This is a genomic window from Prauserella oleivorans (assembly GCF_042685745.1).
GTDB lineage: Bacteria > Actinomycetota > Actinomycetes > Mycobacteriales > Pseudonocardiaceae > Prauserella_A > Prauserella_A oleivorans.
Window position 1 is genome coordinate 4786402 of sequence record NZ_JBHUNT010000001.1, and the last position, 20240, is coordinate 4806641.

Genomic DNA, 20240 nt, shown 5'->3' on the forward strand with positions numbered 1-20240 from the left:
GTCCCCGAGGGCCGCTCGGCCACAGGCCCGTGCCGCGGGCACGACCGCGGGCGTCACCTCACCGATGCGGCGACGTGGACCCGCTCGCCGCCCGCCCGTGGCCGCAGCCCGATTCCGGCGTTCGGTGTCCACGGTCGCCGCCCAGCTCTCCAGCAGCGCGAACTTGTCGGCCGAATCGGTGCCCGGCGGCACGCTGTAGGTCACGATGTGCAAGCCCGGCTCGCCGGGCAGGTCGAACACGTCGAAGGCGACCTCGATGAGCCCGACCTCGGGGTGCCGGAACGACCTCACCCCGTGCGGTGCTCGTGCACGTCGTGCCCTGCCCAGTCTTCCCGGAACCGCGGACTGCGCCCCGAGAGCTCACCGACGAGGGCGGTGAGCTCGCCGTTGAGGGGGTCGCGGCCCGCTTCCAGCCGCATCATCGCGGCCGTCGTGCGGCGGGCGCGGGCCCAGTCGACGTAGTAGTCGCGGGCACGGGGGTCGAGGAAGACGAACCGGGCGACGTTGGGCGTGCCGTCGGTGTCGAAATGCGGCGCGTACAGGGCGCGGCCCATGAGGTTGGCCGCGACGAGGTCCTGGTTGGCGTTGTGCACGATCGCCGGCAGCGCCATGTTGTCCAGCACGCTGGACAACATGTGCGGACCGCCTTCGACGGCTGCCTCCTCCGCGCGGTCGCGGTGGCAGGTGCGGTGCGGGGTGACGTTCGCGCGACGGGAGATCCGGAACTCCCTCACCTCGGCCTTCGTGCTCATGCAGGCACCGTAAGCCGGTGCCGGGAACCGGTGGGGGGTCCTCCACCATGCGAGGCACCCAGACTGCCTCCCAGCGGGCGCGGGTCGTGGTGTCGGGTGACGGGTACCGACAGGACCTCCCAGGCCGTGGTGACGCGCAATTGGCGTCGGAGACGCGATGAGCCGCGCGCGGGTGTTTAGCAGGCTCGCGACGGGCGACACGTAGAGCGCCGAACGAGACATCGCACACCGCGTCAGCACGATCGCGACCAACAGACCGACCGCGAGGAGTACGAGCATATGCGTGGCGTAGTCATGCACACCCCCGGTGACGTCCGGGTGGAGGAACGCGACGACCCGAGGATCGTCGAGCCGACGGACGCGATCATCCGGGTGACGTCCACGTGCATCTGCGGCTCGGACTTGTGGCCCTACCGTGGCGTCGAGCCGGTCGAGCACACCCCGATGGGACACGAGTACGTGGGCGTCGTCGAGGAGGCCGGCAGCGAGGTCCGCAACGTCAAGGTCGGCGACTTCGTCGTCGGTTCGTTCGTGATCTCGGACAACACCTGTGAGATCTGCCAGGCCGGGTTCCAGTCCAAGTGCGTGAACGCCCGGATGGTCGCCGGAACGATCGGTACCCAGGCGGAGCGGGCCCGCATCCCGTTCGCCGACGGAACGCTGGTTCCCACGCCCGGCCGGCCGGACCCGGACCTGGTCCCCTCGCTGCTGGCCGCCTCCGACGTGCTCGGCACCGGCTGGTTCGCCTCGGTCGCGGCCGAGGCCGGCCCCGGAAAGACGGTCGCCGTCGTCGGAGACGGCGCGGTCGGCCTCATGGCGATCCTCGCGGCCAGACACCTGGGCGCCGAACGGATCATCGCGTTCTCCCGCCACCCGGAACGCCAGAAGCTCGCCCGCTACTACGGCGCCACCGACATCGTGGAGGAACGCGGCGACGAGGGCGTGGCCAGGATCAAGGAGCTCACCGGTGGGCTCGGCGCGCACTCGGTCGTGGAAGCGGTCGGCACGCAGGAGTCGTTCATGCAAGCCGTGGGTGCCACTCGCGGCGGTGGCCATCTCGGCTACGTCGGCGTGAACTACGACGTGGCGATTCCCGGTATCGAGTTGTTCTTCGCCGGGATCCATACACTCGGCGGCCCGGCCCCGGTACGGCGGTTCCTGCCCGAGCTCATCCAGCTCATCTGGGATCGCACGATCGACCCCGGGAAGGTCTTCGACCTCACCCTGCCCCTCGACCAGGCCGCCGAGGGATACCAGGCCATGGACGAACGCCGCGCCACGAAGGTCCTGCTGCAGCCGTGAGCGGCATCCCGGTGCCCTGGCTTGGTCGCCGTCTCCGGACGGTTGCAAGCCAGGCACCCGAAGGCGCTCGCGTCGGCCTGGACCGTCTTATGTGGACACCGGATTCTCCGGGGAACTCCGCACGTTCACCCCAGCTCCAGCGTCAGCAGGTGGTAACTCAGCGTCTTGCCGTGGCCGTCGAGGACGGTCGAGCCGGTGACGCCGCCGCCGAGCACACCGGGAAGGCGGAACACCAGCGCGGGCAGACCGGGCACGACGTGCCTGCGCACCTCGCCTGTGACCAGTGGCGCGAAGTGCGCCCGCACGGCCTCGGCCGTGAGCAACCGGTCGAGCACCGCGAACCACTCCTTCTCGCGCGGGAAGACCGCGAGCATCAGGATGTCTCCCTTGTCGCCGGCACGCACGTCGGCCACATCGTCGACCCGCAAAGACATCACGACACCACCCTGACCGCCGGCCGCACGTCCTCGCGTGGCACCAGACACGAGCGGACCGCCACGATCTCGCGCGCGTCCGAGCGAGCGCCCCCACCCCCGGCGGGTCCGTTGGTGTACAAGGACTCGACCTCCCAGCCGATCGCCGTCGCGAGCTCGGCCGACGGGACACGCGCCGACACACGCAGGCGCACCTCCACGGGATCGGCAGCGTCGCTCAGCCCACGGAACGCGGCACCCGCGCCGATGTACTCGATGCCGATGGCTTCCTCCGCCACGCCGTGCACCGTGACGAGGCGTTCGCGCACGATGTCCGCGGCCAGCCGCGCGCGGTCGAGGCACCGTGGGCCCGCGTAGGTCAGCTGCCCCTCCCCGAGCCAGCCTCCTCGGAACCCGAGGGTCACCTTCAGCTCGTCCGGCCGCGCGCGGCCCGTCGCGCCCCGCGCCACCACTCGGTCCTGACCCACGGACGTGAACGTCACGGCGCTGAAGTCGGCGATGACGTCCGGCGTCACGTACGCGCCCGGGTCGTCCACTTCGTACAGAAGTTGCTCGCCGCATGTTCTCGGGTCCAGCCTCCCCCCGGTGTGCGCGAGCTTGCCGAGTGTCGCCGTGCCGTCCGCGGCGACGTCCGCGAACGGGAACCCCAGCCTGGCGGGATCGGGCACCGGCTTCGTGCCGGGATCAGCGAAGTAACCGCCGGTGAGCTGGCCCGCGCACTCCAGGAGGTGCCCGACCAGCGTTGCCTTGCCGAGCAGGTCGTAGTCGCCGACATCCCAGCCCAGTTCGTGCACGAGCGGGCCGAGGTACAACGCCGGGTCGGCGACCCGGCCGGTCAGGACCACGTCGGCGCCCTCGGCCACCGCCTCCGCGACCGGCTCCGCGCCGAGGTAGGCGTTGGCGGAGATCAGTTCCTCGTCGATCGCCGACAGCCGAGTCCCGGTCTCCCACACCAGCGGATCGCGCTTGCGTACGAGGTCGAGGACGTCGTCTCCGGTGACCACCGCCACCCGCGAGGGCAGGTTGAGTTCCCGGGCCACACGCACCGCGCACTCGCCCGCGGCCTCGGGATTCGCGGCACCCGAGTTGGTGACCACGGTCGTACCGGCCCCGTGGCAGGACGGCAGCACCGCGCGCAACCGGGCCGCCAGCAACGGGTCGTAACCAGCCCGCGGGTCCGCCAGGCGGCGGGCGTGCCCGGCCGCGACGGTGCGCTCTCCGAGGCACTCGAACACGAGGTAGTCGAGCTCACCGTGCCGGGCCAGTTCGACGGCGGGATCGATGCGGTCGCCCGCGAATCCCGCGCCCGCGCCCAGCCGGACCATGCCGCTCACGAGGCCCACACCGGGATCGCTCCAGTGGCGAACGCGACGGCCAGCATGACGATGCTCGCCAGCCACGCCCAGCCGAGCAGGCTGCGGATGTGCTTGCCGATCTCGACGCCGGCGAGCCCGACCAGCAGGTAGAACGCGCCGGTCAGCGGGCTGATCGGGAAGCCGAGCGTCTCCTCCCCGATGAGTGCGGCCTGGGCGATGTCCGCGCCGCTGATACCGAACTGCTCTGCGACACCGGTCAGCACCGGCAGCACACCGAAGTAGAACGCGTCGGGACCGAAGAGCAGGCTCAACGGGACGCCGAGCACGCCGACGATCAGCGGCAGCGCAGGCGCCGCTCCGCTCGGAATCGCCTCGGCCGCGGTCCTCGCCATCGCCTCGATCATTCCGCTGGCCTCGAGAATGCCGAGGAACACGCCCGCGGCCAGCAAGGTCGTGGCCATCAGCATCGCGCCCTTGGCATGGGCCTCGATGCGATCCGTCTGCCGTGCGAGTCCCGGGTAGTTGACGATCAGCGCGATGACGAGCCCCGCGAGGAAGAGCATCTCCGGCGGCGCGACCGTGGCGACCAGGCAGCCGATCACCACGACGGTGAGCACGACGTTGAACCAGAACAACCGGGGCCTGCGAAGGTCATCCGCCGGGTCCGAGGTCCGGTCGGACGCATCCGCGGATCCGGTACCCACGGCGGACCCACCGGGCGGCGGCTCGGACGTGGCGCCGCCCGCGGCGACGGCCACGGGCTGCTCCGCACGCGCGGTGATCCGCTTGCTCTCCCGGCGACCGAGCAGCCACGCGATCACGAGCACGACGACGATGCCGGCAACCTGTGCGGGGATCAGGGGAACCCACAGGTCGTTCACCGGCACGCCTGTTGTGCTCGACGCACGCGCCGTGGGACCGCCCCACGGCAGCACGTTCATCACACCGGCACCGAGGCCGACGCAGGTCGCCAGGAGCAGTCTGCTCATGCCGAGCCGGTCGAAGATCGGCAACATCGCCGGGATGGTGATGAGGAACGTCGTCGCGCCCGCACCGTCCAGATGTGCCAAACACGCGAGCCCGGTCGTGGCGACACAGACGGTGGCGGGCGAGTTTCCGGCGAACGCGACGATCCGCCTGATGATGGGGTCGAACATTCCGGCGTCGCGCAGGACGCCGAAGTAGGCGATCGCGAACACGAACATCGCCGCCGTCCCGGCGACGTCGGCGATACCGTCGCCGGCGAACTCACCGACCTCGGCGGGGGTGAACCCGGCCACGAGGCCGGTGACGATCGGTACCCCGGCCAGCGCGACCACGGCGGCGACCCGGTTGGTCAGCAACAGCACGAGGATCACGCCGACGGTCACAAAGCCCAGCAAAGACAACATTGTCGCGGGACCTCTCACGTAGCGAACGGAGTTGCCGAGGGTCCGGTGGCCGCGGCGAAGATCACCACGGTGCCTTCCGGGGACTCGGCCCCGCCAGTCTGCAGCGCCGACCTTCTACCGTCCAGCATTGGTTTCGCATAGATTGATGCATCGTGAGCATCGATCTCTCCGTGCGGCACCTGCGGGTCGTGGTCGCGGTGGCCGACGCGGGCGGCTATACCGCCGCCGCCCGCGTGCTCCACATCGCACAGTCCTCATTGAGCAGAGCGGTGCTGGAGATCGAGCACCGGATCGGAGTTCCGCTGTTCGAACGCACCACCCGGCACGTGCGTCCGACGCCGGACGGCGAGGAGTTCCTCGTGATCGCACGCCGCCTGCTGGCCGACTTCGACGCCGCGCTCAACCACTTCCAGGGCTACCTCGAAGGAAGCCGCGGCTGCGTCGCGATCGCGGCTTTGCCGTCGCTCGCCGGCAGCATGCTGCCCGCCGTGCTGTCGGCGTTCCGGGAAGGCAGACCGGAGGTGACGGTGTCCGTGCGAGACGGGTTGGCGGATGAGGTGCTCGCGCACGTGCTCGGCGGCACCGCCGACCTGGCGGTCACCGTGTCCCCCACGGTGCCCGCGAACCTCAGCGCCACGCGGATAGCGGTCGACCGCTTCGTGTGCGTGTTCCCGCCCGGCCACCGCTTCGACCAGCGCAGGCGCCTCACCTGGCGCGACCTTGACGGGGAACCGTTCGTCGCCTTCGACCACAGGACCAGCATCCGCGCCTACGTCGACCGCACGCTCACCGACGTCGGTGTGGAGCTGGGGCCGATCACCGAGGCCCGCAACATCGGCGCGGTCGCCGGACTGACCGCTGCCGGGCTCGGGGTGTCGATGGTGCCTGCACTCGTCGTGCCCATGATGGGGTTCGCGGCGCTGCACCGGCGGGCCGCGACCGGGCCGGTGGTGGAGCGCGACATCTGCCTCGTCCACGACCCGAACCGCCCGCTGTCCCGGCCCGCCCGAGCGCTCATGGACACCCTGCTCGACGCCTCGTCGCACGACCTGGAGCTGCCTTCCGGCGCCCGCTGGACCACCGGGACGTGACGCCGGACCGGGGTGACCGATCGCTCAGTCGGGACCGTGGTCCAGGCCCGGGCCGCGCGGTCATGTGTCATAGTGCAAGGGATGGACGAGATCAACGACGACGTCGCCGGCACCGAGGTCGTCCTCGTCAGCGGAGCCGGCGACCCCGGCGCTCCGGCGACAGCCGGACACCCCCGCTCTCCCCTCGCGGGCACGCCCTCGCCGCGGCCCCGGGAGCAGCCGATGCCGTGAGCTCGGCCATTCCGACGTCCCGGCCCGTGCCTTCTGCCGAGGTCACGGCCGTCGTCCAGGCAACAGACCCCGGTGCGCCGCGCAGGCCCCGCCTCGCGCTGACCGCATCCCCAGCTGGTCCGGAAAGGCAGTGCAGTGAACAGGAAAGCCCCGCTGTCCGACGTCGACGAGTCCGCGTTGCAGGTCGGTGAGGTGGAGGATCACGCCGCGGGGATGACCGCGGTGGGTGTGTCGCTCAAGCGTGCCTATGAGCAGATGGGCGTGGCGCGAACGGTCAGGACGCTGCCGTTGCTGAACCAGCGGCACGGGTTCGACTGCCCGGGGTGTGCGTGGCCGGAGCCGCAGGGGCGGCGCAAGCCGGCGGAGTTCTGTGAGAACGGTGCGAAGGCGGTCGCGGAAGAGGCGACGACCCGGCGGGTGACGCGCGAGTTCTTCGCCCGGTACCCGGTGGCCGAGTTGGCCGGCAAGAGCGACTACTGGCTGGGGCAGCAGGGCCGGCTGACCGAGCCGATGGTGCTGCGCCCGGGCGGCACGCACTACGAGCCGATCTCGTGGGAGGCGGCGTTCGCGCTGCTCGCCGACGAGCTCAAGGCGATGGACTCGCCGGATCAGGCGTTGTTCTACACCTCCGGCCGCACCAGCAACGAAGCGGCGTTTCTGTACCAGTTGTTCGCGCGAAGCCTGGGCACGAACAACCTGCCGGACTGCTCGAACATGTGCCACGAGTCCTCCGGCGCGGCGCTGTCGGAGACGATCGGCATCGGCAAGGGCTCGGTGTCGCTGGCCGATCTGCACCAGGCGGATCTGATCCTGGTGGTGGGCCAGAACCCCGGTACGAACCACCCCCGCATGCTCTCCGCGTTGCAGGAGGCCAAGCGGGGCGGCGCGCGGATCGTCTCGGTGAACCCGCTGCCGGAGGCGGGGCTGATGCGGTTCAAGGACCCGCAGGGCGTGCGCGGCGTGCTCGGCAAGGGCACCGCGCTGACCGACGTGTTCTGCCAGATCCGCCTGGGCGGTGACCTGGCCTTCTTCAAGGCGATCGCGGCACGGTTGTTCGCACTGGAGGAGCAGGCTCCCGGCACGGTGCTGGACCGGGAGTTCCTCGACCGCCACACCCACGGGTTCGACGCCTACCGCGCGCAGGCCCGGGACGTGGACGAGAAGGAGCTGCTGACCGCGACCGGTCTGACCAGTGAGCAGCTGGACGAAGTCGCCGAGCTGTTCGCCCGCTCGCAGCGGATCGTGCTGTGCTGGGCGATGGGGCTGACCCAGCACAAGCACTCGGTGCCCACCATCCGCGAAGCGGTGAACCTGCTGCTGCTGCGCGGCATGATCGGCAAGCCGGGCGCGGGTGTGTGCCCGGTGCGCGGGCACTCCAACGTCCAGGGCGACCGGACCATGGGCATCTGGGAGAAGATGCCCGAGTCCTTCCTGGCCGCGCTGGACACCGAGTTCGGCATCACCTCCCCGCGCAAGCACGGCTACGACACCGTCGACGGCATCCGCGCCATGGACCGTGGCGAGATCCGGGTGTTCATGGGCATGGGCGGCAACTTCGCCCGCGCGACCCCGGACAGCACGGTCACCGAGGCCGCGCTACGCCGCTGCCGCCTCACGGTGCAGGTCTCGACCAAGCTCAACCGCTCCCACCTCGCCACCGGCGCGACCGCGCTCATCCTGCCCACTCTCGGCCGCACGGAACGCGACGTACAGGCGAGTGGCACCCAGTTCGTCACGGTCGAGGACTCCATGTCGGTGGTGCATCGCTCCCGCGGCCGGCTCAAGCCCGCCAGTGAGCAGCTGCTGTCCGAACCCGCCATCGTCTGCCGGCTCGCCCGCGCCACCTTCGGCCCGGACCACCCCGTGCCGTGGGAGAGGTTCGAGGCGGACTACGACACCATCCGCGACGCGATCTCGCGCGTGGTGCCCGGCTGCGAGGACTACAACACCCGCGTGCGCACCCGCAACGGGTTCGTGCTGCCTCACCCGCCCCGCGACGCCCGCGAGTTCACCACCGACACCGGCAAGGCGAACCTCACCGTCAACGAACTCGTCTACCCCCGCGTGCCGGAGGGCCGCCTGCTGCTGCAGACCCTGCGCAGCCACGACCAGTACAACACCACCATCTACGGGCTCTCCGACCGCTACCGCGGCATCGAGAACGCCCGCCGCGTCGTGATGATCCACCCGGACGACCTCGCTGACCTCGGCCTGTCCGACGGGCAGCTGGTCGACCTCATCAGCGAATGGACCACCGACGGCGTGACCACCGAGCGGCGTGCGGAGAACTTCCGCATCGTCTCCTACCCCACCGCCCGCGGCTGCGCCGCCGCCTACTACCCGGAGACCAACCCGCTCGTCCCGCTCGACTCGGTCGCCGACGTCTCGAACACACCGACGTCGAAGTCCGTCGTCATCCGGCTCGAACCGGCCACGCAACGGTAGGCGGCGGGGCGCTCCCGCCGACGAGTCCGTGGCTCCGGCATCGTGGTTGGCGCTCCGGCCTACGAGTCGGATGGCTCGTCGTAGTCGCCTGGGTACGGCCCGGCCGAGTAGACCAGCCACTCGCTGCCGGACTTCTCGAGGATCACCACGTCCTCGACGATGCTGCCGTCGGGCAGGTTGAGCTGGAGGTCGAAGTTCTTGCGGGTCGCCGTCGAGTCCCCGGCGTTGGGCGTCGCGGACTTGAACCTCAGGCCGAGCTCCGCCATGCCGACCCAGTCGTTGTGGTCCTCGGTCTCCTCGCAGCGGATCGGGTTGTCGTCGGGCAGGTGGATCGCGGCGCCTGCCTCGCAGTCGCCGTTGGCCAGCGCCACGCCCCACGCCTCGGCGACGGACTGTGGGTCGGTCGTGTCCACCTCGCCCTCGGAGGCACCCTGACCCGGCGCGGCAGCGCTCTGGCTCGGGACAGGCGGCGGGCCGGAATCCTGCTCGGAGCTGCCCTCGTCCGAGCAGCCCGCCACCGTCAGTGCCAGGACCGCGGCCGCAGCCACCAGTCCAGGAGTCCTGCGCACGTGCACCATCTCCTTCGCTCACCGGGTCGGTTCACCGGTGCGACGTGACGCCGAACGATGTCGTTCCCTGCGGTGTGGCGCTCCCCCGCACGGAGGACCCACAACGGCGACGCGGGTTCGCCCACGGGGCCGTCGGCGACCTCAGGACCCGAGTGCCACCAGTTCCGCCGTCACGGCCGGCCACGCCGCGCTGAGCGGATCGATGATCTCGAAGTGCGCGGCCTCCGGCACCACGACGAGCTTCGCGCCCGGATGGGTGTCCACATAGGATTCGCTGACCGCCACCGGCAGCCGGTCCTCGGCGCCGTGCAGGAGGACGACCGGCCGTTCCGGAGCCGGCATCCGTACCGGGTCGAGGTCGGCACGGTCGTCGGGCGGCCCGCCGAGGAACGCGGCCACCGCACCGTCCCCGAGCCCGAGGCGGTGCGCGAGCATCAGGTCGGCGACCGGGGCGAGCGCCAGCGTGCCGAGCAGGCCCGCCGGCGGACAGGCCGACGACGCCCAGAGCGCGAGATGCCCGCCCGCGGAGTGGCCGGCGAGCACGACCTCACGGGCGCCCAGCTGCCCCGGCAGCTCGGCCAGCGCCGCCCGCACGTCGCCGACCAGATCGTCCGGCTTGCCCGGCACCCGACGGTATTCGATCGACACCACTGGCCAGCCGTCCTCGCGCAGCGCGACCGCGAGCGGGCGCGTGTGCGTCCGGTCGTACTGCGGAGTCCAGTACCCGCCGTGGACGAACATCAACAGCGGGTGGCGGGCGGTGCCGGGCAACCAGGCGTCGGCCACCTGCTCGGGCGCCTCGCCGTAGCGCAACGTGCGGTCGGGCTCCGGCGCGGAGCGCGTGAGCACGGAACGGTCCATCACGGCCTCCCACACTGCGTCGTCATCGCCATTCTCACCGTCATCCTCTCCCGGCCGACCGGTCGAGCGCGGGCAGCACCCTGCTCCCGATCAGCTCGATCCCGCGCCGGGTGTCGAGCCCCTGCGGGGTGCCGAACTCGACGCGGCCCGCGCCCGCGTCGATGAGCCGCTGCGCCTGCGCGGCGACCTGGTCGGGCGTGCCGGAGAAGGCGAACAGGTCCAGCAGCTCGTCGGAGATCAGCGAACCGGCACCGTCGTGGTCCCCGGCGGCGACGCGGGCCTTGACCTCGGCCAGCAGCTCGTGCGGAACGTCCACGGTGGGGTCGAGGTCACCGACGACGCCGAGATACATCGCGACCTCCCGGCGCGCCCGGCGCCGCGCCGCCGCACCATCGAGGTCCACGACCGTGACGGCCCCGACGACAATACGGACCTCCCCGGGTTCCCGGCCCGCCACGAGCTCCCCGGGTTCGAGCCGCCCGCGCATCACCGGCAGCATCGCGGGGTTGGCGGTGCCGCCGATCTTGATCTCGTGGGCGAGGGAGCCCGCCATCGCGACGGCCCGTGGGCCCCACGCGCCGATCAACAGCGGCGGGTCGGGTCGGTGCGTCTCGTACCGCAGTGCGGCGCCGGGCGCCAGCTCGAAGACCTTTCCCCGGTATCCGGCGCCGTCACCGGCCAGCAGCCGGTAGATGAACTCCACCGCCTCGCGCAGGTGTGTGAGCGGCCTCGGCTGCGTGAGCCCGATGTCGCCGAGCCAGGTCCCCCGCGCCAGCCCGAGGTAGGCGCGCCCGTGTGAGGCGGAGTCGAGCGCCGCGAGCTGGCCGGCGATCTCGTACGGGTGCATCGAGTACGGGTTCCAGCAGGCGGCGCCCAGCCGGACCCGGTCGGTGACCCGCGCCATCTCCAGCAGCGCGGGCAGCGGCGGTTGGAACAGCAGGTCGGCGAACACGCTGAGCACGTCGATGCCGTGCGCCTCGGCGGCCGTCGCGAGCCGCGCGTACTCCGGGAACGGGAGGTTGCTCTGCAGGCCGAGCCCGATCTCCACGCGACTCATGTCAGGTCGCCGGAGTTCAGGGCACACCGCCGGGTGCGGTCGACGCGCATGACGAGCCGTTCCTCGGGATCCGGGCAGGCGACGTGGCTGTCCCGTTCGAGCCAGTCGCCCTCGGGCAGGTCGCGTTGTTTCGCGGGCAGCAGCGGGAGCGCGGCTTGAAGTGCGTACACGCAGAAGTGCTTGCCCTCGGGAATGCGCAACTCCGCGCTGTTGGTCAGCTCGAAGTAGTCGCCGACGGCCATTCCGCACACCGAGCGCCCCTCGATGCGCTCGACGGTCACCCGCAGGTCCCACAAGCTCATGTCCGGTTGTGTCATGCCGCCCTTCCCGTGTCGTCGGCGTCCAGCCAGCAGGCGACCGTGTGGTCGTCACCCGAGAGTCGCGGTTCCTCGGCGCAGGCGGCGAACGCCTGCGGGCACCGGGCCCGGAACCGGCAACCGGTGCGCACGGCCGCCGGGTCGCCGGGCTCCCCCGCGAGCACACGCGGCAGCCCGGCGTCCGGGTCCGCGCTGGGGATCGCCTCGATCAGCGCCCGCGTGTAGGGATGCTTCGGGTCCCGCCACAGCCGCTCGGTCGGTCCGGTCTCGACGATCCGGCCGAGATACATCACCGCGGTGACGTCGGCCAGCCTGCGCACGAGTGCGAGGTCGTGGGAGATGAACAGCATCCCGACGTCCAGCTCTCGCACCAGGTGCGAGAGCACCTCCACCACCTGCGCCTGCGACGACACGTCGAGCGCGGTCACCGGCTCGTCGGCGATCAGCACGTGCGGGCGGGCGGCCAGGGCGCGGGCGATCGCGATGCGCTGCAGCTGCCCACCGGAGAACTGGTGCGGGAACCGCGTCGCGGCGGACTCGTCGAGTCCGACGCGGGTGAGCAGGTCCAGCGCGTACCGTTGCCGGCCCGGCTCGCGCCCGACGTCCGGTGGCACGCCGTCCAGCAGCTGGCTGAGCACCGTGCGGCGCGGGTTGAGCGACGAGTACGGGTTCTGGAACACCATCTGCAGACCGATCTCGGCACGCCCGCGCCTGCGCCGGCCCAGCGGCGTCACCGGCTCTCCGCGCAACCTGACGTCGCCGTGTGTGGGCGCGGACAGCCCGGCCGCGACCCTCGCGAGCGAGGACTTGCCGCACCCCGACTCGCCCACCAGACCGACGATCTCGCCGGGCCGCACGCCCAGCGACACCCCGTCGACCGCGCGGACCCGGCCCCGGCAACCCCGAACAGCACGAGGCGCTGCAGCTCACCGAGCCGAGCGTCTGGGACGACGCGATCGCCACGCTGGCCCGGCACGGCCACGACATCCCGGGCGACCTGCTGAAGCGGGACTTCTCCGTCGAGCACGAACCGCATCCCGCCGTCGAGGCGGCGTGGGTCGCCGTCCTCGGCGACGACGGGCCCGGTAACCACCTGCGCCTGCTCGCCGAAGCGCTGACCGAAGTGGCGGAACGATTCGCCGAATGGCGTTACCGTCATCTCAGCGCGGTACGCCGTGCGATGGGCGCGAAGGCCGGCACCGGAGGCACCAACGGCATCGGCTGGCTGGAGCGGAGCATGGCCCGGGTGGTCTTCCCGGAGCTGTGGTCCGCCCGCACACACGTGTGAGGAACGACGCCATGACAGAAGAACACGCCAGAGAGCTCGACCGGAGCGACCCGGGATGGCGCGAGCTGTTCCTCGTCCCGCCCGCCGACGGCGGCCGCTACCCCGACACGGCCTACCTGGCCGGGAACTCGCTGGGCCTGCAACCTCGGGCGACCCGCGGCGAGCTGCTCGAGGACCTCGACGACTGGGCCAGGCTCGGCGTCGAGGGCCATCACGAGGCGAAACGACCGTGGTACCCCTACCACGAGCTGCTCACCGAGCCGGCCGCCCGGCTGGTAGGCGCGCTGCCCGCCGAGACGGTCGTGATGAACTCGCTGACGGTGAACCTGCACCTGCTGATGGTGTCGTTCTACCGGCCGCGCGGGGAGCGGGTCCGCATCGTCATCGAGGATTCCGCGTTCCCCTCCGACAGCTACGCGGTGCGCAGCCAGGCCCGCTTCCACGGCCTGGACCCCGACGAGACGGTCGTGCGCCTGGAGACCGGGCAGCAGGTGCTCGACTACCTGCGCCGGGAGGGCGACACGGTGGCGCTGGTGCTGCTCGGCGGCGTCAACTACCTCACCGGCGAGCTGCTCGACATTCCGGGCATCACGGCCGCGGCGCGGGCCGCCGGGGCGGTCGTCGGCTGGGATCTCGCGCACGCGGCGGGCAACGTGCCGCTGCACCTGCACGACTGGGGCGCCGACTTCGCCGCCTGGTGTTCGTACAAGTACCTCAACGCCGGGCCGGGTGCCCTCGCCGGCGTGTTCGTGCACGAGCGGCATCTCGGCGACCCCACGCTGACCCGCTTCGAGGGCTGGTGGAGCACCGACGCGGGCACGCGCTTCGAGATGGCGCCCGTCGCCCGGCCACCGGCCAGCGCGGACGCCTGGCAGATCTCCAACCCGCCGATCTTCGCGATGGGCCCGGTCCGCACGTCGCTGGAGCTGTTCGACCAGCTCGGTATGACGACGCTGCGCCGCCGCAGCGAACGCCTCACCGGCTACCTGGAGGGGCTGCTCGACGAGCTCACGCCGGGGCGGCCGCTCAGCCTCCTCACCCCCCGCGACCCCGCGCGGCGCGGCGCGCAGCTGTCCCTGCGCATCGAGCGGGGCAGCGCGGCCGAGCTGGCGCGGCGGCTGCGGCACGAGCACGGCGTCATCACCGACGCCCGCGAACCGGACGTGCTGCGGCTCGCGCCGGTGCCGTTGTACTCGACCTACCACGACTGCTGGCGTGCCGCCGACGCCCTGAGCGAGGAGGTGTCATGAGCCACCATCGGCCCCTCCCGCTCAAGACCACCGACCGGGTGCGGGTGCCCCGCAAGACACAGGAGGTGGTCATGAGCCACCATCGGCCCCTCCCGCTCAAGACCACCGACCGGGTGCGGGTGCCCCGCAAGACACAGGAGGTGTCATGACCGACGACGTCGCCGTGGTCGGTGCGGGGCTCACCGGGTGCCTGCTCGCCTGCTATCTCGCCCGGCGCGGGCACCAGGTCGTGCTCTACGAACGCCGGCCCGACCCCCGCACCGGCGTCGCCGAGCGCGGCCGGTCGATCAACCTCGCCATCTCCGAGCGCGGGCTCGACGCGCTCCGTCGCGTCGGCCTCGAGGAGCGGGTCATGGCGGATGCGCTGCCGATGCGCGGCCGCATGATCCACGCGCGCTCGGGCGAGGTGAGCCTGCAGCCCTACAGCGCGGACGGCACGCGGGCGATCAACTCGATCAGCCGCGGCGCGCTGAACAACACGCTGCTCGACGCGGCGGAGTCGGCGTCCGGCGTGAGCGTCCGGTTCGAGCACCGGCTGACCGGCCTGGACACGGGCACCGGGGAGCTGACCTTCGCCACCCCGGACGGCGAGACGCACGCCAAGGCGCGGGTCGTGTTCGGCGCGGACGGCGCGGGCTCGGCGGTGCGCGGGCAGCTGCTCGCGCAGGAGGGCGTCGACGAAACGCTCGACTTCCTCGACCACGGCTACAAGGAACTCACCATCCCGTCCGTGGACGGCGAGTTCGCCCTGGACCCCGGCGCGCTGCACATCTGGCCGCGCGGGACGTCGATGATGATCGCGCTGCCGAACCCGGACCGCTCGTTCACCTGCACCCTGTTCTGGCCGACGGGCGGCACGGAGAGCTTCGCGTCGCTGAGCAGCCCGGCCGCGATCGAGCGGCATTTCCGGGACTACTACCCGGATCTCGTGCCGCTGGCACCGAACCTCGTCGAGGACTACCTCGCCAACCCGGTCGGCCTGCTCGGCACGGTGCACTGCACACCGTGGCAGGCGGGCGGCACGGTGTGCCTGATCGGCGACGCCGCACACGCGATCGTCCCGTTCTACGGCCAGGGCGCCAACTGCGGGTTCGAGGACGTCGTGGTGCTGGACCGCTGCCTGGACGAGACGGATACGTGGGCGCAGGCGCTGCCGCTGTTCGAGCGGCGCCGGAAGGTCCACACCGACGCGATCGCCGACATGGCGCTGGACAACTTCGTCGAGATGCGCGACAAGGTGGCCTCGCCGGTGTTTCGCTTCACCAAGGCCGTCGAGCACGCCCTCGAACGCGCGCTGCCCGGGCGGTATGTGTCGCGCTACGAGCTGGTGTCGTTCTCCACCGTGCCTTACGCCGACGTCCGGCGCCGGGTGCGGCGCCAGCAGCGCGCCGTCGGCGGGATCGCCGCACTGCTGGCGGGAGGCATCACGGCGGCCGCATGCCTGAGGAGGGCGGGACAGTGACCATCACCGACGTTCGGGTGCTGCGCAACGTCGTCGGCGGCGAGTTCGTCGACGGGGACAGCTGGTTCGACAAGCGCAGCCCGGTGACGGGACGGACCGTCGCCACGGTGGCCGAGGCCGACGAGGCCACAGTGGACGCCGCCGTGGCCGCGGCGCGCGCGGCGCTGCGCGGACCGTGGGGGCGGATGGGCGAGCAGGAACGCGCCGCCGTGTTGCGCCGCGTGGCCGACGAGCTGGACCGCCGGTTCGACGACCTCGTCGCCGCGGAGATGGCCGACACCGGCAAGCCGCTCGTCCAGGCCAGGACGCTCGACGTGCCGCGGGCGGCGGCGAACTTCCGCGCGTTCGCCGACATCGTCACGAGCACCCCGGCGCCGTCGTTCACGACGGTCACGGCGGGCGGCGGACGCGCCCTGAACTACGCGGTGCGCAAACCCGCGGGCGTGGTCGCGGTCATCGTGCCGTGGAACCTGCCGCTGCTGCTCCTGACGTGGAAGCTCGCTCCGGCGCTCGCGTGCGGCAACGCCGTCGTGGTGAAGCCGTCCGAGGAGACCCCGTCCTCGGCGACGCTGCTGGGCGAGATTCTGGTCGCGGCCGGCGTGCCCGACGGGGTGTTCAACCTCGTGCACGGCTTCGGGCCCGGCTCGGCGGGCGAGTTCCTGACCCGGCATCCCGGTGTCGACGCCATCACCTTCACCGGCGCCTCCGCCACCGGACGTTCCATCGCGAAAGCGGCGGCCGACGGCGTGAAGACCGTGTCGTTCGAGCTGGGCGGCAAGAACGCAGGCCTGGTGTTCGCCGACGCGGATCTCGACGCGGCCGTCGAGGGCAGCGTGCGGTCGGCGTTCACCAACGGAGGCCAGGTGTGCCTGTGCACCGAGCGGCTCTACGTGCAGCGCCCGGTGTTCGAGGAGTTCGCGGAGAGGCTCGCGGCGCGGGCACGCGAGCAGGTGTTCGGCTGGCCGTCCGACGCCGGAACGACAGCGATGCCGCTGATCTCCGAGGAGCACCGGCGAAAGGTGCTGGGCTACTACGAACTGGCCCGCGCCGAGGGAGCCGCCGTGCTGGCGGGCGGCGACACCCCGAGCTTCGGCGATGAGCGGGACGGCGGCTGGTACGTGCGGCCCACGGTGCTGACCGGGCTGGACGCGCACGCCCGCACCAACCGCGAGGAGATCTTCGGGCCGGTCTGCCACGTCGCGCCGTTCGACGACGAGGACGAGGCGTTCGCGCTGGCCAACGACAGCGACTACGGGCTCGCGGCCACCGTGTGGACCCGGGACGTCGGCCGGGCGCACCGCGCCGGATCGGCACTCGACGTGGGTCTCGTGTGGGTCAACACCTGGTTCCTGCGTGACCTGCGCACGCCGTTCGGCGGCATGAAGGCCTCCGGCGTGGGCCGCGAGGGCGGCACGCACTCGCTGGACTTCTACAGCGAATACACCAACGTCTGTTTGGAGGTTTCGTGATCGACAATCCGCGCACCCCCGATCACGACGACCGACCGGGTGCGGGTGCCCCGCAGGACACAGGAGGTCTCGTGATCGACAATCCGCGCACCCCCGATCACGACGACCGACCGGGTGCGGGTGCCCCGCAGGACACAGGAGGTCTCATGAACGGCGCACTGGCTCCCGACCACATCGCCCGGCTGGCGACGGTCCTCGACGACGCGGCGATCGGCGGCACCGCGATCGAGCGCCTGCCCGATCTGGACGGTGCGTCCCCCGCCGATGCCTACGCCGTGCAGGCGGCGCTGGTCGAGCGCAGGCTGGCGCGCGGCGAGCGGCTCACGGGACTCAAGATGGGGCTGACGAGCGAGGCCAAGATGACGCAGATGGGCGTCGACGCGCCGATCTGGGGCCGCCTCACCGACGCGATGCACATCCCCGACGGCGGATCGGTGTCGCTCGCCGGTCGCATCCATCCCCGCGTCGAGCCCGAACTGGCCTTCCGCATCGGCCGCGACGCGTCGCCGGGGGACGCCTTCGCCGACGTGGTGGACGCGGTCGCGCCCGCGGTGGAGCTCATCGACTCCCGCTACGCGGGCTTCCGGTTCACGCTGCCCGACGTCATCGCCGACAACACCTCGGCCTCCGGCTACGCCGTCGGCGCGTGGCGGCCGGTGCCCGGGGACCTCGCCGGGCTGGCCGTGACCCTGGAGATCGACGGCGCGGCCGTTCACACCGGGTCGGCCGCGGCGATCCTGGGCGATCCGCGCCGCGCGTTCGACGAGGCGGTCCGGCTCGCCGACCACAGCGGCGTGCGGCTGCGGGCGGGCTGGGTGCTGCTCGCGGGCGCGGCCACCCCGGCCGAGCCACTGCCCGCCGGCGCGGGCGTGCGCGCCGTCGTCGAGACGCTCGGCTCCGTCTCGTTCAAGGCGCAGCCATGACCGGGGCGCGGATCGTGCCGGGCAAGGCCACCCCGCGCGGCCGGTTCCCGCACGTCAAGGTCGCGGGCGGGTTCGCGTTCGTGTCGGGCACGAGCAGCCGCCGTCCGGACAACACGATCGCCGGCGCCGAGGCCGACGCCCTGGGCACCACGACCCTCGACATCCGCGTCCAGACGCGCGCGGTGCTGGAGAACCTCCGCGACATCCTGCACGAGGTCGGCGCCGGTCTGAGCGACCTCGTGTCGGTGACGACGTATCTGGTGAGCATGAACGATTTCGGCGGCTACAACGAGGTCTACGCCGAGTTCTTCGACGAGTCCGGACCCGCGCGCACCACCGTGGCCGTGCACCAGCTCCCCCATCCGCACCTGCTCATCGAGATGCAGGCGATCGCTCTCCTACCCGGCGCGACAGAGGAAGGACACCTGACATGAGCGAGACGCTTCCGGCCGCGATCACCGGCCCCGTGCACTTCCCGGGTTGGCTCGCCGAGAATCAGCACCTGCTCAAGCCGCCGGTCGGCAACAAGCAGCTGTTCACCGGCAGTTCCGACTTCATCGTGATGGTGGTCGGTGGTCCCAACCAGCGCACCGACTACCACGTCGACCCGTACGAGGAGTTCTTCTATCAGATCAAGGGCAACATGCACGTCAACGTGGTGACCGAGGACGGCCCGCGCACCGTGCACGTCCGTGAGGGTGAGATGTGGGTGCTGCCCGGCAACATGCCGCACTCGCCCCAGCGCCCCGAACCGGGCTCGGTCGGCCTCGTCATCGAGCGGGTGCGCCAGGAGGGCACGCTCGAGAAGTTCCAGTGGTACTGCGAGCAGTGCGGCGGCCTCGTGCACGAGGTGGAGCTGCAGGTGCGCGACATCGTCACCGACCTGCCGCCGGTGTTCGAGGCGTTCTACACCGACGAGGCCGCCCGCACGTGCGGCACCTGCGGGGCCCTGCACCCGGGGAAGGGGTGATGGGCGCCGCGGCCGGTCCGGTCGTCGACGTCCACACGCATCTGGTGCCGAACGGCTGGCCGGATCTGTCCGCCACCTGCGGCGGGTCCGGCTGGCCGTGGCTGCGCGTCGACTCCGAGCGGCACGCGATGATCATGGTCGGCGAGACGGAGTTCCGGCCCGTCGGCGCGGCGTGCTGGGATCGCGAGGTCCGCGCCGCCGACATGGCGGCCGACGGCGTCGACGTGCAGGTCGTCTCCCCCACCCCGGTGTTCTTCGGCTACGAGCGCCCGGCCGCGCAGGCCGCCGCGGTGGCCCGGATCTTCAACGACCTCACGCTGGAGGTCACGGCGGGCGATCCACGGTTCGTCCCGTTCTGTCAGGTGCCGCTGCAGGATCCGGACGCGGCATGCGCGGAGCTGGACCGCTGCCTCGCCGCCGGCCATCGCGGCGTCGAGATCGGCAACCACGTCGGCGACCGCGACCTCGACGACGAGGGTGTCGTGACCTTCCTCCAGCATTGCGCGGAGGCCGGGGCGCCGGTGTTCGTGCACCCTTGGGACATGCCCGCCGGGCCCAGGCTGGACCGGTGGATGGCGCGCTGGCTCACGGGCATGCCCGCCGAAACGCACCTGTCGATCCTGGCGATGGTGCTCGGCGGGGTGTTCGACCGCGTGCCGGAGACGCTGCGGTTGTGTTTCGCGCACGGCGGCGGCAGCTTCCCGTTCTGGCTCGGTCGCGCCGACAACGCCTGGCAGCGGCGGGGCGACCTCGTGCGCGGGCGTTCGGAGCATCCGCCGAGCCACTACACCGCGCGGTTTCTGGTCGACACGGTCGTCTTCGACCCGGCCGCTCTGCGGCTGCTCGTGGACACCCTCGGCGACGACCAGGTGGTGCTGGGCAGCGACTACCCGTACCCGCTCGGCGAGCGGCCGGCGGGCCGGGTGGTGCGCGAATGCACGTTCCTGGACGACAAGCAGCGCGACAAACTGCTGTCCGGCAACGCCCTGCGATTTCTCGGCTGGTGAACGGTCCGGATCGGACTGCGCGCTGAGGATCGTGCACTGAGGACCGTGCACAGAGGACTTCGCCGAGGATTGTGTGCCGGGACGGCGTGCCCGTCCCGGCATCGG

General features: G+C 71.7%; 21 protein-coding genes and 1 pseudogene. 13 read left to right on the plus strand and 9 right to left on the minus strand.

What is annotated here, in order from left to right:
* Positions 1–210 precede the first annotated feature (210 nt).
* A pseudogene (locus tag ACFSZT_RS23535) lies at positions 211–1031 on the minus strand (MmyB family transcriptional regulator); the annotation flags it as partial.
* Between ACFSZT_RS23535 and ACFSZT_RS23540 the strand changes: the two are divergent.
* On the plus strand, positions 1032–2054 hold the full coding sequence (locus ACFSZT_RS23540; protein ID WP_377383930.1) for a zinc-dependent alcohol dehydrogenase family protein: 1023 nt from the start codon (positions 1032–1034) through the stop codon (positions 2052–2054).
* A 125-nt stretch (positions 2055–2179) separates the two neighbouring features.
* Here the strand turns inward: ACFSZT_RS23540 and ACFSZT_RS23545 are convergent, their stop codons facing one another.
* The 3 genes from ACFSZT_RS23545 to ACFSZT_RS23555 are packed head-to-tail and all read right to left on the minus strand — an operon-like array spanning position 2180 to position 5174.
* Positions 2180–2488 (minus strand): AtuA-related protein, encoded by a 309-nt coding sequence (locus ACFSZT_RS23545; protein WP_377384184.1) that lies wholly within the window; start codon positions 2486–2488, stop codon positions 2180–2182.
* A complete protein-coding gene (locus tag ACFSZT_RS23550) occupies positions 2488–3813 on the minus strand; it encodes an acyclic terpene utilization AtuA family protein (protein ID WP_377384181.1) in 1326 nt (441 codons plus the stop codon). The genes ACFSZT_RS23545 and ACFSZT_RS23550 overlap by 1 nt, the downstream gene beginning before the upstream one ends.
* A gap of 5 nt (positions 3814–3818) precedes the next feature.
* The gene (locus ACFSZT_RS23555) at positions 3819–5174 is read right to left on the minus strand and encodes a CitMHS family transporter (protein ID WP_377478344.1); all 1356 of its coding nucleotides are present in this window, start codon (positions 5172–5174) and stop codon (positions 3819–3821) included.
* Between the two features lie 173 nt (positions 5175–5347).
* On the opposite strand from ACFSZT_RS23555, the gene ACFSZT_RS23560 reads away from it, so the two are divergent.
* From ACFSZT_RS23560 to ACFSZT_RS23570, 3 genes are all read left to right on the plus strand, one after another.
* Positions 5348–6286, plus strand: coding sequence for a LysR family transcriptional regulator (locus tag ACFSZT_RS23560; RefSeq protein ID WP_377383926.1), 939 nt, complete (start codon positions 5348–5350; stop codon positions 6284–6286).
* 81 nt (positions 6287–6367) lie between these two features.
* Positions 6368–6517, plus strand: a complete 150-nt coding sequence (locus ACFSZT_RS23565) for a hypothetical protein (RefSeq protein WP_377383924.1) — start codon at positions 6368–6370, stop codon at positions 6515–6517.
* Between the two features lie 135 nt (positions 6518–6652).
* Entirely contained in the window at positions 6653–8962 is a 2310-nt protein-coding gene (locus ACFSZT_RS23570) for an FdhF/YdeP family oxidoreductase (RefSeq protein WP_377383922.1), read from the plus strand.
* 59 nt (positions 8963–9021) lie between these two features.
* On the opposite strand, the gene ACFSZT_RS23575 is transcribed toward ACFSZT_RS23570, so the two are convergent.
* From ACFSZT_RS23575 to ACFSZT_RS23595, 5 genes are all read right to left on the minus strand, one after another.
* Positions 9022–9531 carry a hypothetical protein gene (locus tag ACFSZT_RS23575; protein ID WP_377383919.1) on the minus strand — a complete coding sequence of 170 codons (510 nt, stop codon included), beginning with the start codon at positions 9529–9531 and terminating at the stop codon, positions 9022–9024.
* 141 nt (positions 9532–9672) lie between these two features.
* Positions 9673–10392 (minus strand): alpha/beta hydrolase, encoded by a 720-nt coding sequence (locus ACFSZT_RS23580; RefSeq protein ID WP_377383917.1) that lies wholly within the window; start codon positions 10390–10392, stop codon positions 9673–9675.
* Between the two features lie 40 nt (positions 10393–10432).
* Positions 10433–11449, minus strand: a complete 1017-nt coding sequence (locus ACFSZT_RS23585) for an LLM class flavin-dependent oxidoreductase (RefSeq protein WP_377383914.1) — start codon at positions 11447–11449, stop codon at positions 10433–10435.
* The gene (locus ACFSZT_RS23590; protein ID WP_377383911.1) at positions 11446–11766 is read right to left on the minus strand and encodes a TIGR04076 family protein; all 321 of its coding nucleotides are present in this window, start codon (positions 11764–11766) and stop codon (positions 11446–11448) included. Before ACFSZT_RS23590 ends, ACFSZT_RS23585 begins: the two co-directional genes overlap by 4 nt.
* Positions 11763–12635: an oligopeptide/dipeptide ABC transporter ATP-binding protein gene (locus tag ACFSZT_RS23595; protein WP_377478347.1), complete on the minus strand. Its 873-nt coding sequence runs from the start codon at positions 12633–12635 to the stop codon at positions 11763–11765. The genes ACFSZT_RS23590 and ACFSZT_RS23595 overlap by 4 nt, the downstream gene beginning before the upstream one ends.
* On the opposite strand from ACFSZT_RS23595, the gene ACFSZT_RS23600 reads away from it, so the two are divergent.
* The 9 genes from ACFSZT_RS23600 (at position 12530) to ACFSZT_RS23640 (ending at position 20135) form a co-directional block, all read left to right on the plus strand.
* Entirely contained in the window at positions 12530–13054 is a 525-nt protein-coding gene (locus ACFSZT_RS23600) for a tryptophan 2,3-dioxygenase family protein (protein ID WP_377383905.1), read from the plus strand. The genes ACFSZT_RS23595 and ACFSZT_RS23600 overlap by 106 nt on opposite strands.
* 11 nt (positions 13055–13065) lie before the next feature.
* Entirely contained in the window at positions 13066–14304 is a 1239-nt protein-coding gene (gene kynU / locus ACFSZT_RS23605) for a kynureninase (protein WP_377383902.1), read from the plus strand.
* Complete coding sequence (locus tag ACFSZT_RS23610; RefSeq protein ID WP_377383899.1) at positions 14301–14453, plus strand: hypothetical protein; 153 nt, start codon at positions 14301–14303, stop codon at positions 14451–14453. The genes kynU and ACFSZT_RS23610 overlap by 4 nt, the downstream gene beginning before the upstream one ends.
* The gene (locus tag ACFSZT_RS23615; RefSeq protein WP_377383896.1) at positions 14450–15766 is read left to right on the plus strand and encodes an FAD-dependent oxidoreductase; all 1317 of its coding nucleotides are present in this window, start codon (positions 14450–14452) and stop codon (positions 15764–15766) included. The genes ACFSZT_RS23610 and ACFSZT_RS23615 overlap by 4 nt, the downstream gene beginning before the upstream one ends.
* Entirely contained in the window at positions 15763–17235 is a 1473-nt protein-coding gene (locus ACFSZT_RS23620) for a 2-hydroxymuconic semialdehyde dehydrogenase (RefSeq protein WP_377383893.1), read from the plus strand. Before ACFSZT_RS23615 ends, ACFSZT_RS23620 begins: the two co-directional genes overlap by 4 nt.
* 146 nt (positions 17236–17381) lie before the next feature.
* Entirely contained in the window at positions 17382–18158 is a 777-nt protein-coding gene (locus ACFSZT_RS23625) for a 2-keto-4-pentenoate hydratase (RefSeq protein ID WP_377383890.1), read from the plus strand.
* A complete protein-coding gene (locus ACFSZT_RS23630) occupies positions 18155–18592 on the plus strand; it encodes a RidA family protein (RefSeq protein ID WP_377383888.1) in 438 nt (145 codons plus the stop codon). Before ACFSZT_RS23625 ends, ACFSZT_RS23630 begins: the two co-directional genes overlap by 4 nt.
* On the plus strand, positions 18589–19128 hold the full coding sequence (locus ACFSZT_RS23635; protein WP_377383885.1) for a 3-hydroxyanthranilate 3,4-dioxygenase: 540 nt from the start codon (positions 18589–18591) through the stop codon (positions 19126–19128). The genes ACFSZT_RS23630 and ACFSZT_RS23635 overlap by 4 nt, the downstream gene beginning before the upstream one ends.
* Positions 19128–20135, plus strand: a complete 1008-nt coding sequence (locus ACFSZT_RS23640; RefSeq protein ID WP_377383883.1) for an amidohydrolase family protein — start codon at positions 19128–19130, stop codon at positions 20133–20135. The genes ACFSZT_RS23635 and ACFSZT_RS23640 overlap by 1 nt, the downstream gene beginning before the upstream one ends.
* Positions 20136–20240 lie beyond the last annotated feature (105 nt).

What these genes read in the sequence shown, in the direction of transcription:
- ACFSZT_RS23540 (WP_377383930.1), top strand. Translation starts at nt 1,032, where the DNA reads ATGCGTGGCGTAGTCATGCACACCCCCGGTGACGTCCGGGTGGAGGAA.
- ACFSZT_RS23545 (WP_377384184.1), bottom strand. Translation starts at nt 2,488, where the DNA reads ATGTCTTTGCGGGTCGACGATGTGGCCGACGTGCGTGCCGGCGACAAG.
- ACFSZT_RS23550 (WP_377384181.1), bottom strand. Translation starts at nt 3,813, where the DNA reads ATGGTCCGGCTGGGCGCGGGCGCGGGATTCGCGGGCGACCGCATCGAT.
- ACFSZT_RS23565 (WP_377383924.1), top strand. Translation starts at nt 6,368, where the DNA reads ATGGACGAGATCAACGACGACGTCGCCGGCACCGAGGTCGTCCTCGTC.
- ACFSZT_RS23580 (WP_377383917.1), bottom strand. Translation starts at nt 10,392, where the DNA reads ATGGACCGTTCCGTGCTCACGCGCTCCGCGCCGGAGCCCGACCGCACG.
- ACFSZT_RS23585 (WP_377383914.1), bottom strand. Translation starts at nt 11,449, where the DNA reads ATGAGTCGCGTGGAGATCGGGCTCGGCCTGCAGAGCAACCTCCCGTTC.
- ACFSZT_RS23590 (WP_377383911.1), bottom strand. Translation starts at nt 11,766, where the DNA reads ATGACACAACCGGACATGAGCTTGTGGGACCTGCGGGTGACCGTCGAG.
- kynU (WP_377383902.1), top strand. Translation starts at nt 13,066, where the DNA reads ATGACAGAAGAACACGCCAGAGAGCTCGACCGGAGCGACCCGGGATGG.
- ACFSZT_RS23610 (WP_377383899.1), top strand. Translation starts at nt 14,301, where the DNA reads ATGAGCCACCATCGGCCCCTCCCGCTCAAGACCACCGACCGGGTGCGG.
- ACFSZT_RS23615 (WP_377383896.1), top strand. Translation starts at nt 14,450, where the DNA reads ATGACCGACGACGTCGCCGTGGTCGGTGCGGGGCTCACCGGGTGCCTG.
- ACFSZT_RS23625 (WP_377383890.1), top strand. Translation starts at nt 17,382, where the DNA reads ATGAACGGCGCACTGGCTCCCGACCACATCGCCCGGCTGGCGACGGTC.
- ACFSZT_RS23630 (WP_377383888.1), top strand. Translation starts at nt 18,155, where the DNA reads ATGACCGGGGCGCGGATCGTGCCGGGCAAGGCCACCCCGCGCGGCCGG.
- ACFSZT_RS23635 (WP_377383885.1), top strand. Translation starts at nt 18,589, where the DNA reads ATGAGCGAGACGCTTCCGGCCGCGATCACCGGCCCCGTGCACTTCCCG.
- ACFSZT_RS23640 (WP_377383883.1), top strand. Translation starts at nt 19,128, where the DNA reads ATGGGCGCCGCGGCCGGTCCGGTCGTCGACGTCCACACGCATCTGGTG.